At 61.0% G+C, this 14,391-nt stretch carries 15 protein-coding genes; 4 read left to right on the forward strand and 11 right to left on the reverse strand.

Features of this window, described 5'->3' with window-relative positions; genetic code table 11:
• Positions 1-16: 16 nt before the first annotated feature.
• Positions 17-1,438, reverse strand: a complete 1,422-nt coding sequence (gene gltX / locus A3OQ_RS0112285) for a glutamate--tRNA ligase (protein ID WP_020175690.1) — start codon at positions 1,436-1,438, stop codon at positions 17-19.
• A 174-nt stretch (positions 1,439-1,612) separates the two neighbouring features.
• Here gltX and A3OQ_RS0112290 point away from each other — a divergent pair, with 174 nt between their 5' ends.
• Positions 1,613-3,892: a ComEC/Rec2 family competence protein gene (locus A3OQ_RS0112290; RefSeq protein WP_020175691.1), complete on the forward strand. Its 2,280-nt coding sequence runs from the start codon at positions 1,613-1,615 to the stop codon at positions 3,890-3,892.
• Positions 3,893-3,897: 5 nt separating this feature from the next.
• Here A3OQ_RS0112290 and A3OQ_RS0112295 read toward each other — a convergent pair whose 3' ends face one another.
• Complete coding sequence (locus A3OQ_RS0112295) at positions 3,898-4,860, reverse strand: quinone oxidoreductase family protein (RefSeq protein WP_020175692.1); 963 nt, start codon at positions 4,858-4,860, stop codon at positions 3,898-3,900.
• 61 nt (positions 4,861-4,921) lie between these two features.
• Between A3OQ_RS0112295 and A3OQ_RS0112300 the strand changes: the two genes are divergently transcribed.
• Positions 4,922-5,407: a MarR family winged helix-turn-helix transcriptional regulator gene (locus tag A3OQ_RS0112300; RefSeq protein WP_020175693.1), complete on the forward strand. Its 486-nt coding sequence runs from the start codon at positions 4,922-4,924 to the stop codon at positions 5,405-5,407.
• 54 nt (positions 5,408-5,461) lie between these two features.
• On the opposite strand, the gene lexA is transcribed toward A3OQ_RS0112300, so the two are convergent.
• Positions 5,462-6,178 carry a transcriptional repressor LexA gene (lexA, locus tag A3OQ_RS0112305; RefSeq protein WP_020175694.1) on the reverse strand — a complete coding sequence of 239 codons (717 nt, stop codon included), beginning with the start codon at positions 6,176-6,178 and terminating at the stop codon, positions 5,462-5,464.
• A gap of 244 nt (positions 6,179-6,422) precedes the next feature.
• Complete coding sequence (locus tag A3OQ_RS0112310) at positions 6,423-7,259, reverse strand: LuxR C-terminal-related transcriptional regulator (RefSeq protein WP_161607334.1); 837 nt, start codon at positions 7,257-7,259, stop codon at positions 6,423-6,425.
• 222 nt (positions 7,260-7,481) lie between these two features.
• On the opposite strand from A3OQ_RS0112310, the gene A3OQ_RS0112315 reads away from it, so the two are divergent.
• Together A3OQ_RS0112315 and A3OQ_RS0112320 are read left to right on the forward strand one after the other, a co-directional pair.
• Positions 7,482-8,123, forward strand: coding sequence for a sensor histidine kinase (locus tag A3OQ_RS0112315; RefSeq protein WP_026595776.1), 642 nt, complete (start codon positions 7,482-7,484; stop codon positions 8,121-8,123).
• A gap of 628 nt (positions 8,124-8,751) precedes the next feature.
• Positions 8,752-9,057: a hypothetical protein gene (locus tag A3OQ_RS0112320; RefSeq protein ID WP_020175697.1), complete on the forward strand. Its 306-nt coding sequence runs from the start codon at positions 8,752-8,754 to the stop codon at positions 9,055-9,057.
• 162 nt (positions 9,058-9,219) lie between these two features.
• Here A3OQ_RS0112320 and A3OQ_RS0112330 read toward each other — a convergent pair whose 3' ends face one another.
• Genes A3OQ_RS0112330 through trpD form a run of 7 tightly spaced genes read right to left on the reverse strand, consistent with a single transcriptional unit; the run spans position 9,220 to position 14,316 of the window.
• Positions 9,220-9,879 (reverse strand): hypothetical protein, encoded by a 660-nt coding sequence (locus tag A3OQ_RS0112330; protein ID WP_020175699.1) that lies wholly within the window; start codon positions 9,877-9,879, stop codon positions 9,220-9,222.
• Entirely contained in the window at positions 9,876-10,355 is a 480-nt protein-coding gene (locus A3OQ_RS22225) for a hypothetical protein (RefSeq protein ID WP_020175700.1), read from the reverse strand. Before A3OQ_RS22225 ends, A3OQ_RS0112330 begins: the two co-directional genes overlap by 4 nt.
• Before the next feature lie 35 nt (positions 10,356-10,390).
• On the reverse strand, positions 10,391-10,699 hold the full coding sequence (locus tag A3OQ_RS0112340) for a GlsB/YeaQ/YmgE family stress response membrane protein (protein WP_020175701.1): 309 nt from the start codon (positions 10,697-10,699) through the stop codon (positions 10,391-10,393).
• Positions 10,700-10,732: 33 nt separating this feature from the next.
• On the reverse strand, positions 10,733-11,968 hold the full coding sequence (locus A3OQ_RS0112345; RefSeq protein WP_020175702.1) for a molybdopterin molybdotransferase MoeA: 1,236 nt from the start codon (positions 11,966-11,968) through the stop codon (positions 10,733-10,735).
• 10 nt (positions 11,969-11,978) lie between these two features.
• The gene (gene moaC, locus A3OQ_RS0112350; protein WP_020175703.1) at positions 11,979-12,470 is read right to left on the reverse strand and encodes a cyclic pyranopterin monophosphate synthase MoaC; all 492 of its coding nucleotides are present in this window, start codon (positions 12,468-12,470) and stop codon (positions 11,979-11,981) included.
• On the reverse strand, positions 12,467-13,294 hold the full coding sequence (trpC, locus tag A3OQ_RS0112355; protein WP_020175704.1) for an indole-3-glycerol phosphate synthase TrpC: 828 nt from the start codon (positions 13,292-13,294) through the stop codon (positions 12,467-12,469). Before trpC ends, moaC begins: the two co-directional genes overlap by 4 nt.
• A gap of 5 nt (positions 13,295-13,299) precedes the next feature.
• Positions 13,300-14,316 carry an anthranilate phosphoribosyltransferase gene (trpD, locus tag A3OQ_RS0112360; RefSeq protein WP_020175705.1) on the reverse strand — a complete coding sequence of 339 codons (1,017 nt, stop codon included), beginning with the start codon at positions 14,314-14,316 and terminating at the stop codon, positions 13,300-13,302.
• Between the last annotated feature and the right edge of the window lie 75 nt (positions 14,317-14,391).

A 14,391-nucleotide genomic window follows, 5' to 3' on the forward strand; every position in this document is an offset into this window, starting at 1 on the left:
ACCGGCTGCCCGTCCATTAGTCCGATTGATCTTGCAAGCGGCTTAAGCTTTCTTCGCGCCCCAAAACTTCAAGCACATCGAAGATACCGGGTGATGTCGAGCGCCCGGTCAGCGCCGCGCGCAGCGGCTGCGCGACTTGGCCAAGCTTGACTTTGGTTTCTTCGACATAATTTCGCACGACCTCTTCCGTCGCGGCGGCTGTCCAGTCGGGCAAGGCGGCGAAGCGCGGGATCAATTGCTTGAGATGCGTGCGGCCGTCGGGCGAAAGAATGGTCTTCGCCTTGTCGTCGATGGGCAATGGTCGTTCCGCGAAGAGAAAATTGGCGCCGTCCAAAAGTTCGATCAAAGTTTTCGCGCGCTCTTTCAAGCCCGGCATGGCACGCAAGAGTTTGGCACGCATGGCGGCATCGTATTTCTGCAGGATGGGTTCGGCATTCGGCAGAAAGGGCAGGGCGGCATTGAGCGCTTTCAGCAGATCCTCGTCCGGGCTGGAGCGCATATAATGGCCGTTCATGCTTTCGAGCTTGACGAAGTCGAAGCGCGCCGCCGAGCGCCCGACATGCGCGAGATCGAAGGCCTCAATCATCTCTTGCGTCGAGAAAAACTCCTTGTCGCCTTGGCTCCAGCCGAGACGCACGAGGTAATTGCGCAAGGCGTCCGGCAAATAGCCCATGGCGCGATAGGCATCGACGCCGAGAGCGCCATGACGCTTCGATAATTTGGCGCCGTCCGGACCATGGATCAGCGGAATATGCGCCATGGCCGGAACCGCCCATCCGAGCGCCTCATAGATCTGCATCTGGCGCGCGGCATTGGTCAGATGATCGTCGCCGCGGATGATCTGCGTGACGCCCATATCATGATCGTCTACGACGACGGCGAGCATATAGGTCGGCGTGCCGTCGGAGCGCAGAAGCACGAGATCGTCGAGATCCTTGTTCGCCCAGGAGACACGGCCTTGGACTTTGTCTTCGACGACGGTCTCGCCCTCTTGCGGCGCTTTGAGGCGGATCACCGGCTTCACGTCGGGCGGTGCGTCGGAGGCAGGGCGGTCGCGCCAGCGACCATCATAGCGCGGGGGCCTGCTTTCGGCGCGCGCCTTCTCGCGCATCTCCTCGAGCTCTTTCGGCGTAGCATAGCAATAATAGGCTTTGCCTGTGTCGAGCAAAGACTGCGCGACCTCGCGATGCCTTTGCGCCCGCTGGAACTGATAGATGACATCGCCGTCCCAGGTCAGACCGAGCCAGGACAGCCCGTCGAGAATGGCGGCGATGGCGGCATCGGTCGAGCGTTCCCGATCCGTGTCCTCAATGCGCAGCAGCATCTTGCCGCCGGTGTTGCAGGCATAGAGCCAATTGAACAAAGCCGTCCGCGCGCCGCCGATGTGAAGAAATCCCGTCGGCGACGGAGCAAAACGCGTGACCACGGGGTCGGACATCCGGGACTTTCCTGAGAGGCTCAAAACCGATGCAAAAAACGAAGCTTTTGGCTCGCTTCGCGCTCGCGGTCGTGTAGCATGGCTGGCGCGAAAGCAAAGGGTTTTGGCGGATCACCTTATATTTGAAGCCCTTGTTGCGCTCTTTTGAGTCAATTGTTTGCGCCCGAGTGGGTTATGGGGGATTCGGCATCAGCCGCCGCGAAGAGACGTTTTGCCGCCGGCCAGACCTTCGCCGTGCGGTGGCGGCGCTTTTCTTTTCTGTCGGCGGCGCTGCGAAGCGCCTTCGCAGAGGAGATCGCGCAGAGACGGCTTTTTCTCTGGATACCCGTCGCCGTCGGTGCCGGCGTCGTTTTCTATCTTGAAGCCGATCGCGAGCCTTCGCTCGGTTTCGCGGCAGCGCTCACGGCGGGTTTCGCGCTCGCGTCCTGGTTTGCGCGCGGCAACCGCCTTCTCTTTATACCGCTGATCGCGCTTTGCGCGATTTGCCTTGGGCTCGTTTCGGCCGGCTGGCGCTCGGCGCGGGTCGCGGCTCCCGTGCTCGATCATATCCGCATTGCCACGCTCGAAGGCTTCATAGAGGAAATGGATTTTCGCCGAGAAGGCGCAAGGTTTCTGCTGCGTCTGACTTCGGCGGATGGCCTGAAACCGGCCGAGATGCCCTATCGCGTCCGTCTCACCATCCGCCGCACGCCTCCCTTTGAGGCCGGCACCTATGTCCATCTGAAGGCGCGGCTCCTGCCGCCATCTCATGCAAGCCTTCCAGGGGGGTATGATTTTGCCCGCGATGCCTGGTTCATGCGGCTTGGCGGCGTCGGTAATGTGCTTGGCGTCATCAGCGTCGTGCAGCCGCCTGCGCCACAGGGCCTGCTGATGGCAGCAACGAGCGCGATCGATCGCGGCCGAAATGCTCTGGCGCGCCGCGTCGATCAGATCGTCACCGGCGATGCGGGCGCCATCGCCGCGGCCATGGTGACGGGCAAGCGCGATCTTCTGTCCGACGATGCCAAGGAAGTGATCCGCGAGGCGGGCATATTTCACATCATCACGATTTCCGGCGTGCAGATGACGCTTGTCGCGGCGATTTTCTTCGTCGGCCTGCGGCGCATCCTTGCCTTGTCGCCGGCGCTTGCCTTACGGCAGCCGATAAAAAAATGGGCCGCGGCGGCGGCCATCGCGGGCGCCATTTTCTACGATATTGCGACCGGCTCGCGTGTCGGCACCGAGCGCGCTCTGATCATGACCACGATCATGCTCGCCGCCGTCATCTTCGACCGGCAGGCGCTGACGATGCGCAATCTCGCTTTCGCCGCGCTAACCGTGATGCTCATCGAGCCGGAAGCCATTTTGGGCGCGAGCTTTCAATTGTCTTTCGCCGCGGTCGCGGCGCTCGTCGCCGTCTATGAGGCGCGCATGGCGAGCCTCTCGCGCGAGCGCGACGACCGGGTTTCCCACACGGCCATTCCCGTGCGCGACGGAGACCTATGGGCGCGGCTCGCGCCGTTGCGCGACTGGCTGCGGCACGGCCCGGGTGCGCTTTTGTTTGCCACCTTCTGCGCAACCTCCGCGACGGCCTCTTTCATGGCCTATAATTTTCACGAGCTGAGCCCTTATGTGCTCATCGGCAATCCGCTGACTTTGCTCATCATCGAAATGTTCGCAGTGCCCGGCGCGCTGCTCGGCACGCTGCTCTATCCGCTCGGGCTCGATGCCTGGGTCTGGCATTTTGTTGGCGCAGGCGTCGGCTTCATCATGTGGGCGGCCAGGCTCATCGGTGCGCTGCCAGGCTCGACGATCCATCTGCCGGCCTTCGCGCCATGGGCCATCGTGTTTCTGGCGCTCGGCGTGTTGTCGGCCGTGATCTGGCGCAGCATGATCTTCCGGCTGAGCGCCATTCCCTTGATCTTGATTGGGCTCAGCGGCGCGGTCTCCGGCCCCGATTTCGACATGGCCATTGCGCCTTCGGGCGATGCCGCGGCGCTGCGCGGCGCCGATGGCCAGCTCGCCGTCATCGGCCGCAGGCCAAGCGCCTTTGCCGCCGAACAATGGCTGCGCGCCGACGCCGACGGGCGTCTTGCGCGCGCCGCCGTTCAGAAAGAGGCTTGCGACAAATGGGGTTGCGTGGGCCATCTGAAGGACGGCCGCGCGGTTTCGCTCGTCACCGACAAACAGGCTTTCGCCGAGGACTGTACGCGCGCGGCGGTGATCGTGACGCCGCTCTTTGCGCCGGGCGGCTGCGCCGCGCCGCTCATTATCGACCGCGACCGATTGAGAGATACGGGCGCTCTCACATTGAAGATCGTGGGCGACAGCTTGCTGATGCGCACCGCGCGGGCACCGGGCGAAGACCGCCCTTGGTCGCGGCCTCCGCCGCAACATTGGGGAAAGGCGTCTCCCCTGACCAATCGCGACGACGAAGACGCGATCGAAAGCGGCGGCGATGCTTTCGAGCAATAGATGTCTTATGCAGGCGCGGAGGTGAATACGATGCGCCCTTTGCTATCGTCACGCGACCACGCGTCTTCGACATCCGATAGCGGAATAGGATTGGTGGCGATCTGAAAGCCGCCCGGTACGGCCGCATGGAGGAGATTGCCGATCGCATTGACGAAGCGATCGAGTGGGATACTCCCGATGCCGCTGCCCATCAGCTCGATTGCAGAAGACCGCAGAGCCGCGCTCGGCAAGGCGATGTCCGACCCGCTGGCGGAGCCGACCTGAACGAAGCGGATCGGTATTGCATCGAGCCCGGCTTTCGCCCCGGCGATCAGCAGACGCTCGGCGCTTCTTCCCCATAAATAATCGATAACGACGTCGACGCCTTGCGCGAACTGCATCTTGAGCTCGTCTTCCAAGGCGGCGTCATCTGCGGCGAGCGGTATCGTGATATCGGCTCCAAGCGCCGCGATGGATTTTAAAGCATCGGCGTTGCGGCCCGTCGCAACGACCTTCTTCGCGCCGAGATATTTCGCGATCTGGACGGCGAGACGCCCCGCGGTGCCGGTCGCGCCATTGACCAGCACTGTCTCCCCAGCTTTTAGTTTTGCGCGTTCGACAAAGGCTGCCCATGACGACATGCCGGGATTGGCGATAGCTGCCGCCGTCACATCGTCGAGCTCGTCGGGGATGGCGAGGCATTGGGCGGAGGGCGCCACTGTCCGTTCGGCCATGCTGCCATAAGGCGCGCGCGGCATGACAAAATAGACCCTGCGGCCGTCGTCGAGCCGGCCCACGCCATCTATTCCCACACCAAAAGGAAACCGCTGCGACGAGCTGTAATGCGTCCCCGATGCGCGACTTTTCACGACAGGGCTGAGAGCGGCGGCGCTCACAGCGATGCGGCTTTCGCCATCGGACGGCGCGGGATCGGCGAAATCTCCATAAACCGGAATCAGCCCGGCGCCCTTCACGAGTGCAGCTTTCAAGATGTTTGCCTTTCCATATGCGCTTATTATGTGCATAATACACATATATGAGAGGCCGCCGATGCCGTCAAGCAAAAGAGTGCAAAATACACATATTAGCGCGCAGCTCAGGCAGTTCCATGACGCTTTGCTGGATATTGTCAGCGCCATGAACCGGCCGCAGCGCGATGAATTCCTCATCAAGGAAGCTGGGATTCCGCTCGACCGGGCGTTGTTTCCGCTATTGGTCGGCATCGAACGGTTCGGCCCGATCGGAGTCGTGGACTTGGCCGACAGAGCCGGGCGCGATTACACGACGGTCAGCCGGCAGGTCGCCAAGCTCGAAAGCCTTGGCCTTGTCGAACGTCAGGAGAGCGCCGCCGACCGGCGCGTGCGCGAAGCCGTCATCACGCCAAAAGGCAAGGCCATGACCGATCTTGTCGATGCGGCGCGCGACCGGATCGGCCGCGCGATTTTTAAGACATGGGACGCGCAGGATATCAGCGAGTTCGTTCGCCTCACTCGGAAGTTCGCCGATGCTGTGAAGGACGATCCGCCTGATCTATAATTTCTGGAGCGTCGCGGCCCTCCTTCTCCCGCAGCCGGGGAGAAGGAAATGGCGTCAATACCGCCGCAGCAGACCCACCAGCTTGCCTTGGATGCGCACGCGGTCTGGCCCGAAGATGCGCGTCTCATAGGCCGGATTGGCGGCTTCGAGCGCGATCGAGGCGCCGCGCTTGCGCAAGCGCTTCAAGGTGGCTTCCTCGTCGTCGATGAGCGCCACGATGATATCGCCGGTCTCGGCTGTCTCCTGCTTGCGGATGACCACGGTGTCGGCATCGAAAATGCCGGCCTCGATCATCGAATCGCCGCGCACTTCAAGCGCATAATGTTCGCCGGGCGAGAGCATGTCGGGCGGCAGGCTGATCGTATGGCTGCGGGTCTGTAGCGCGGTGATCGGCGTGCCCGCCGCGATCCGTCCCATCACAGGGATCGCGATGACGGAGCGGCTGAAATCATCATCGGGCAAAGCCGGGCTCGCGATCGCATGGACCCGGCCGAGATTGCCTTCGATCACGCTTGGCTCGAATTTTTTGCCGCGCGACGGAGACGGCGGTGAAGAGGAATCGGGCAGGCGCAGAATTTCGAGAGCCCGCGCGCGGTTCGGCAGGCGGCGAATGAAGCCACGCTCCTCAAGCGCGAGGATCAGCCGGTGAATGCCGGATTTGGACCGCAGATCGAGCGCGTCCTTCATCTCGTCGAAGGAGGGCGGCACGCCGGTCTCCTTCAGGCGTTCGTGGATGAAACGCAGCAATTCGTTCTGCTTCTTAGTGAGCATCTGTTCCTAATCCCCTAGGCGGCGTCGCCTTCCGCACACGCTCGAATCAAGCGCCGCATCCCCTCCATAGACTCAAAGAGCCTTAAACAAAGAGTGAACGTACTCTATATGTTCTCTCAACGCTGTGCAAGGGGTGGATATGGGCTTCAGCCGCGCGCCGGCAACGCTTGGGCATCAGCCAAGCGCGAGCTTTACGCGGTTCTCCGGTCGCGCTTCGCCTTTTAGCATAAGCCAGTCTTGAGGATTACGCCGCGTCCGTCTTGATCCACGACTTGAGACGCCCCTGATTCAGATCGGGCGCATCCGCTTCGAGCAGTCTTGAGGCCAGAAGCGCCGCCTCGGTCCGGCTCCTGAGTTTCAAGCGTTGCAAGATCGCCGATACATGTAGCTTGATCGTATAGGGCGAGCGAAAGAGAGCCGCGGCGATCTCCTTGTTCGTCTTGCCTTCTCCGAGGAGACGGAGAACCTGCATCTGACGTTCGCTCAGGAGCGAGCCAAGAGCCTCATCGGGCGCGCAGGGCTTTTCTCCGTTTTCAAGCGAAGGCGGAGCGGTGAACTGTCCTTCGATCATCTGACTTAATTGCGAGGCGAGCGTCTGTGAAACCGAGTGCTCGATGGCGTCGCTGATCGTTACCGAACCAGCGCTCGGGTCGGGCTCGACCAGGATCGGACGCGCATGGGTCAAATGCGGAAGCATGTCCGTGAGATTGACATGCAGGAGCGCAACTCCTGTCGGCCGATCGAGCGAGAGCGGCAATCCGATGAGCGAATACCATCTTTGCTCGCTCGACGAATGGCAGGGATAGATGAAGGTCAGGACATCGATCCGGCCTGCCAGCAACTCTCGAAGATCCTCGACGAGCCGCGGTGCCTGCGGTCCGTCAAATTGGCAATATTGAAAATAGTTCGTGCCAATTCCGAAATCCGGCATATGCAGCCCATTTTTACGGGCGAACTCTTTCCATGTGTCGTTGACCGATATGATCCGCCCGGTGGCATCGAGAATGACCGCGCTTACGGGTAGCGCTTTCAGCGCCTGAAAGGCCCCGGCTGCGTCTGTCTCATTCAAGTGATCAGACATTGGAGCGGATCCACAGACAGCACCGAGATGAATGCATTGCATTTTATTAAAAAGCGGCATTCGCCCAGCGCATCAGCCAAGGCTTATAACAGTCCTTTCGGCCTATTGCACCGATCGCAGTCAACATGAGAACTCGTCTTTCATCCTTGATCTAGCTCAAGGGGGAGGACGCGATTGTTGACGTGCTACGGCACTTTCATGCCACAGATTGGAGCAGGCAAAATGATGAATCTCACCGAAAGCGATTTCGTGCTTCAATTGGTGGAAACGGAACATAGAAGCGCGAATACCTTTCAGCTCGTCATGAGCCTCGTTCGTCTTAAGCTCAACCAAACAGCCGATCCCTCGGCGCGGGATCAATTGGCGTGGATCAACGATATTCTTCTAACCATCTGTGTCCTTCAACGACGCCTGCAATGTTATGGAGAAACAAATTTCGGTCATTACCTCACCGAGTTTGTAGAAAGCTGGCAATCCGTGCTCAAGGATCAAACGGTTCGCATCGAAGCCGATGTTGATTCCATCGACTTGAGCCCAGGCGTTTCGTCCACGCTGGCTTTGATCGTCCAGGAGCTGGTGACCAATAGCGTTAAGCACCACCTCGGCGACGTCGAAGGGCGTGTCCAAATCAAATTCAAACGCAAGGGTCCCGAGGCGGAACTGACTATCTCGGATAATGGTACGGGCTTGCCGCAAGAGGCGCTGAAATCCGAGGGCCTCGGGCTGAACATAATGAAACGATTGAGCGCCGCCATCGGCGCACAAATGGAAATCGAGAACGGATTTCCGGGAACGATCGCACGGATACGGCTTCCGTTGCTCGCCATGAATCCCTGCAGCGCCGAGATGCGCACCGGCGTTTGAAACCTTACGCGGCGGAATGCCGTCACCCGCGCATACGAAGGCCGCCTTGCGGCGGCCCCCGGCAACACATTATTGAACTGCGCGGCGTCGCCGCGGATCGACTACCAGCAGGGTCGACACCAGCAGCGATACGGACCGCAGGCCCTGACATAGCCCGGACCGCACCAGCGGCCCCATCCCCGGCAGGCGGCTTCTTCGACTGGCGTATAATTGCGCGCGGTTCCCACGACATTCGCGGCGCCACGTAACGTTTGGGCACCTGCTGGCATTCCACTTATCAAAATCGCGGCTGTTGCGGTGAGCGTAACGATCAGTTTGCGCATCGCTTCCCTCCCTAAAATAAATATACGGGCCGTTTCGGCCGCGCGACGATAGCGCCAAAGACACCCGGTAAAAAGCACCCCGGCGGCTTGAGGACGAAGGGAGCGTTTCAGGGATTCGTCCAATGATTCGTTGGGTGAACAGCTGCCACCCGTCCGCCGCGGGGAAAGAAAGCTTAAAATATAAGCATTGAGAAGGATGATTCTTGCCCACAGGGGCTTGAAAATAGGCATAATTCGCGGCATAGAGACGGCGTCTCATCCATTGCCTCCCCCGGCAAGTGCGTTTTCAGAGAGTGTCGGCATCCATGCTCCAAAAATTTGTGATCCTCAGAGGCGATTGCGGCAAGCCGTTGAAGGGCGTGTTCATGACCGCCGAGGAAAGCGAGATCATCGTCGGCGATCCCGATCGGCTGTCCGATATCGAAACGGGCGACCACGGCATTGTCAGCGTCTCTTACGAGAGCGTCTTCAATTTCGAGGAAGATGCCTATCAGCAGCTTTTGCGCGAATGGGAAACCTCGAACGAGACGAGTTCGGACGCGTGGCGGCGTCTCGGCCATCTCGAGCTGCCGAACGATGCGGACGACCATTCCTGCCACCGTTGGTGCTGATAAAAGCGCCCGCGCGACAGACGCCAGATCAAGGGCTCCCTTCGGGGAGCCCTTTTGCTTTTGCTGGATGACGATCTCGTCGCATTTTGCTCACGCTGGAGCGACCATCGTCCTCCTTCGGCCGCTGGCCTGGCCGGAAGCGAAGTCCATCGATCTTTGAATTTATGGCCGTTCTGCTTTGAGCGTGACGGTTGTGGGCTTGCGCGCTTCGCCGGCAGGAACACCGCCGGTCGCCGTGATCGCAATTACATTGCCGGTGATCTTTACCGTGCCATCCCAGCGGTCACCCAGCGCGACGCTGCGGAGTACCGTAAGATTGAGGCGGTCGTAAAGCTTGCCTTCCAAATCGAAGCCGCGTCCGGCTTGCGCATCCAAAATATGCAGCGTGTAGAAGACACCGGATCCGCCGCCGCTATAAGACGCGATGACCACGAGCAGCTTGTTCTCGGTCGCGCCGATGAAGCGATAGGCGGACTCCTCCGTGAGATCGTCGCCGATGCGCTTATGCGTCTGCGTGAACCAGTCTCCGTTGGCTTTAATATCGTCGAAATAGAGATTGCTGCCGATTGCCGCCTTCACATCGATCGTGACGATGATGCTGCCGGAATCGGCCATGTCTCCGTCGCCCATATCGCGGAAGACTTCGGGCGGCACGGGCTTGCCATCGATTGTGAATGTTTTCCGCAATTCATCGAGCGGCGCTGAAGGTGATTTTGCCAGCGCGGATGTCCCGCCTGCCGGAAGGACAAGGCTCGCAAGAAAAATAACGACGGGGCAGGCAAGGCTAAAGACCGCGCGCGACGGTCTCGGCCTACGGCTCATGCGTCCTTCAGCCATCGTGTTAAAAGATCCCGGACCGACCAGCGTTTGGTGTGAATATTATCGATCTTCCAGCCACCGGTCTCGCGCAGGAAATCATAAGTCACGACGAAAGGGCCGTCGGACCGCACATAGGGTTTTTGATAGACGAGCTCGACCGCGACGGTCGCTGTATCGGCGGTTTGAATCTGCAGCCTGGCCGTGAAGCTTTCGAGCGTGAGGCCGTTGGTATCGGCCGTCAGGTCGAAATCGATCGGACCGGCATCGCCATCGGGCGGCTTCTTCGCGTCGGCCTTCGCCCAAAGGGCCAGCAGAGATTTCGATAGATATTTGCGCCGCTCCTTCGGTTCGAGCCAGGAGGAAGCAGCTTCTTTGATCGCCTGCCGGTAGATTGCCGAGATGACGGCGACGGGTTCTTCGGTGGCGATGATGGTCGCCGCTGCAGACTGCCGCGCCTCTTGAAGAGGCGCGATCAGCAATGCCGCCAGAACCAGGCCGAGAGCGGCGCGCGGCTTCAGAGCCAGCGTCGCGGCCCGACGGACGGCGGCCCGCCCGCCGACGGATAGACTTGGCCGGCAATCACCCGCCAGACGATGAGAACGATAATCGCCCCGATCGTCGCGCCGATGAAGCCTGCGCCCTGGTCCTCATGATACCAGCCGATCTTTTGACCGATAAAGGTCGCGACAAAGGCGCCGATGATGCCGAGAATCACCGTCAGGATGAACCCTTGCGGGTTGTTCGGGGCCGGTGAAAACCAGCGGGCCAGCATTCCGGCGACGAAACCTACGGCGATGATCCACAAAATGTGCGAAACGCTCATGCTGATCCCTCTCTATTGGAAATTGCTTCGAGTCTAAAAACGTCCTGGTGTCAGCTTGATGACCTTGCACAGATCGCCGGATTTAGCGGCCGGTGCATCGGGCTCTCGCACGATCAGGCATTGCGATTGCGCGAAGACCCGCAACAGTGATGAGTCCTGGGCTTCGAAAGGTAAAGCGACGGGTAAGCCTGTCTCCTTTGGCGCGAGCGTAGCGCGCAAATAATCCTGCCGCGCATCATTGGCGCGCAAAGGCGCACCGAGAACCGCCGTTTCAAGATTATCGGCATTGGCCTGCGCATCTCCATTCATGGCACGGATCAGCGGCGTGAGGAAGAGCAGGCCGCAGACGATGGCGGAAGCCGGATTGCCGGGGAGGCCCAAGATCGACATGGCGCCGAGTTTGCCGTGAATCAGCGGCCGGCCGGGACGCATGGCGACGCGCCAGAAGCCGAGTTCCATGCCCTCTTTCGTGAGCGCCGTCTTGACAAGATCATGATCGCCGACTGAAGCGCCGCCGAGTGTCACCAAAATATCGGCGCGAGCTTCACGCGCCGCTCTGATGCCGGTCTCGAGCGCGGCGAAATCATCGCCTGCTATGCCAAGATCGATCACCTCGCCGCCGGCCACTTCGACGAGCGCGCCGACCGCGAAACTATTCGACGCGACGATCTGATTGGGGCCGATGGGCTCGCCGGGTTTCACCAATTCATCGCCTGTCGCGAGAAGTGCGACGCGCGGGCGCCGGACGACCGGAGCCTTGGCGTGATTCATGGCGGCCGCGAGTGCAATTTCAGACGGGCCCAAGCGCGTACCCGCAGGCAGGAGAAGCTGACCCTCTTTAAAATCCAATCCGGCCGGCCGGACATAGCGCCCGGCGGCGACGCTTTGCAGAGGCTCGACCTCGCTGCCGTGGGCCGTGGCATTTTCCTGAATCAGGATCGCATCAGCGCCAGCTGGTACTGGTGCACCGGTAAAGATGCGCACGGTTTCGCCGCGCTTGAGCGCGCCGTCGAATCCATGCCCCGCAGCGCTCTCGCCGATGAGATGCAGCTTGGTTGGAAGCGTGGCGAGATCTTCCGCCCGCACGGCATAGCCGTCCATGGCGGAAACGGCGAGCGGCGGCTGCGTCCGCAGCGCGACCAGCCCTTCGGCCAAAGTCCGGCCAAGCGTCTGGTGAAGCGGGACAGGCTCGATGTCTTTTATAGGCGAAGCCGACGCGAGGATCAGGCTGCGCGCCTCGGCGACGGAAAGCGCATTCTTTGAACTCATACTTCAGAACTCATTCTTGGCGCTGCGCCTCACGTTTCCAGATGCCGGACTTGCCGCCTTGTTTTTCTAAAAGCCCGATGCCGTCGATTCGCATGCCGCGATCGGCGGCCTTCAACATATCGTAGATCGTCAGGCAGGCGACGGCGACCGCCGTCAAAGCCTCCATCTCGACACCGGTCTGACCCGAGACTTTGGTGAAAGCCTGTACGCGGATACCCGGCAGGGCCGGATCGGCTTCGAGATCGACTGAGACCTTGCTGAGCGCCAGCGGATGGCAGAGCGGGATCAGGTCCGATGTCTTCTTCGCGGCCATGATGCCGGCGAGCCGCGCCGCCGCGAAAATATCGCCCTTCTTGGCATTGCCAGAGAGAGCGAGATCGAGCGTCGCCTTTTGCATCAGCACATAGCCCTCGGCGACGGCGATACGTTCGGTGACGGGCTTGCCCGAAACATCGACCATATTGGCTTCGCCCGTGGCCGATATATGCGAAAGCTCGCTCATAGGGCTTTCTGCACGCGCGGCTGCGCAGCCTCGAAGCCGGTCAGAAGCTGCCGCGTCGCGACTTCGACATCGGCTTGGCGCATGAGGCTCTCGCCGACCAGAAATGTATTGATGCCAGATGCTGCGAGACGCTGGCAATCCGCATAAGTGAATATGCCGCTTTCGCCGACAACGATGCGATCCTGCGGGATCAGCTTCACGAGGCGCTCGCATGTGGCGAGCGAGACCTCGAACGTGTGGAGATCGCGGTTGTTGACGCCGACGAGCTTTGTGTCGAGCTTCAAGGCTCGATCGAGTTCGGCCTCATTATGCACCTCGACGAGGACATCCATCGTGAGCTCACGCGCCGTGGCGGCGAGCGCCTGCGCCTCGGCATCGGTGACCGAGGCCATGATGATCAAGATGCAATCGGCGCCCCAGGCGCGCGCCTCGTACACCTGATAAGGCTCGAAGAGGAAATCCTTGCGCAAAGCGGGCAGGGGTGCCGCCGCGCGGGCCGCTTCGAGATAGGTGGGATCGCCCTGGAAAGAAGGCTTATCTGTTAACACCGACAGACAGGCGGCACCGCCTTGCGCATAGGCGCGGGCGAGCTCCGGCGGATCGAAATCGGCGCGGATCAGTCCCTTCGACGGGCTCGCCTTCTTGATCTCGGCGATAAGCGCGAATTCATGCGCCGCCAATTTCGCTTCGACCGCTTTGACGAAGCCGCGGGGCACCGGCATGGCCTGGGCCTTAGCGATCAAGGCTTCCAAGGGCAGGCGCGCCTTGGCGGCGGCGATCTCCTCGCGCTTATAGGCTTCGATCTTTTTCAGAATATCGGCCAATGGATCTATCCGCGATTGCTGACGTCTACGAGCCTCGCCAGAACGTCTGCCGCCTTGCCAGACCGCAGGGCCGCGTCCGCCAAGGCCACGCCTTCCTGGAGATTGGCCGCTTTGCCCGCGATGACAAGGGCAGCGGCCGAATTGAAGAGGGCAATATCACGATAAGGCGTTTGCGCCCCTTTGAGAACAGCCGTCAGCGCCGCGGCATTATGAGCAGCGTCCCCGCCCTTGAGGTCAGCGAGAGCGGCGCGGGGCAGTCCTGCCTCCTCCGGCGTGATCTCGAAGGCGCGAATCTTGCCGCCTTCGAGGGCTACCACCTGCGTCGGGCCGGTCGTCGATATCTCGTCGAGCCCGTCGGCGCCATGGACGACCCAGGCTTTCTCGGTGCCGAGCTCGCGCAAGACCTCCGCCAGAGGCTGAAGCCAGGCGGCCGAGAAGACGCCAAGCAGCATATGTTTGACGCCCGCCGGATTGGACAAAGGTCCGAGCAAATTGAAGATGGTGCGTGTGCCGAGTTCGGCGCGGGCGCCGGCGACATGACGCATGGCTTCGTGATGGGCCTGCGCCATCATGAAGCCGATGCCTGCTTCTGCGATGCAGCGACTGACATCCGCCGGCGCAAGCCCGAGCTTTACGCCGAGCGCTGCGAGCACATCGCTCGAACCCGATTTGGACGAGGCCGCGCGATTGCCATGTTTGGCGACCGGCACGCCGCAGGCCGCGACGATGAGAGCGGCGAGCGTCGAGACATTGTAAGTGCCATGGCCGTCGCCGCCGGTTCCGACGATATCGATCGCGTTACCGGGTGCCTCGACGCGGCGCATTTGCGCGCGCAGCGCCGATACCGCGCCGGTGATTTCATCGACGGTCTCGCCACGCTGGCGCAGACCGATCAGAAAGCCGCCAATCTGTGCCTGGGTGACTTCGCCGGACAAAATGAGATCGAAGGCCGCGCGCGCTTCGGCGCGATCCAGCGGTGCGCCGGAAACGGTCTTTGCGAGAAAGGGTTTGAAGGCATCCATGCGGGTTTCGATATCACCAGGAGACGGCAAAGAAATAGTGAAGCCCTCGTGCTTCGAGACGCGCTTTTTAGAAAG

Origin of the sequence: Methyloferula stellata AR4 (assembly GCF_000385335.1) — a bacterium.
Taxonomy (GTDB): Bacteria; Pseudomonadota; Alphaproteobacteria; order Rhizobiales; family Beijerinckiaceae; genus Methyloferula; species Methyloferula stellata.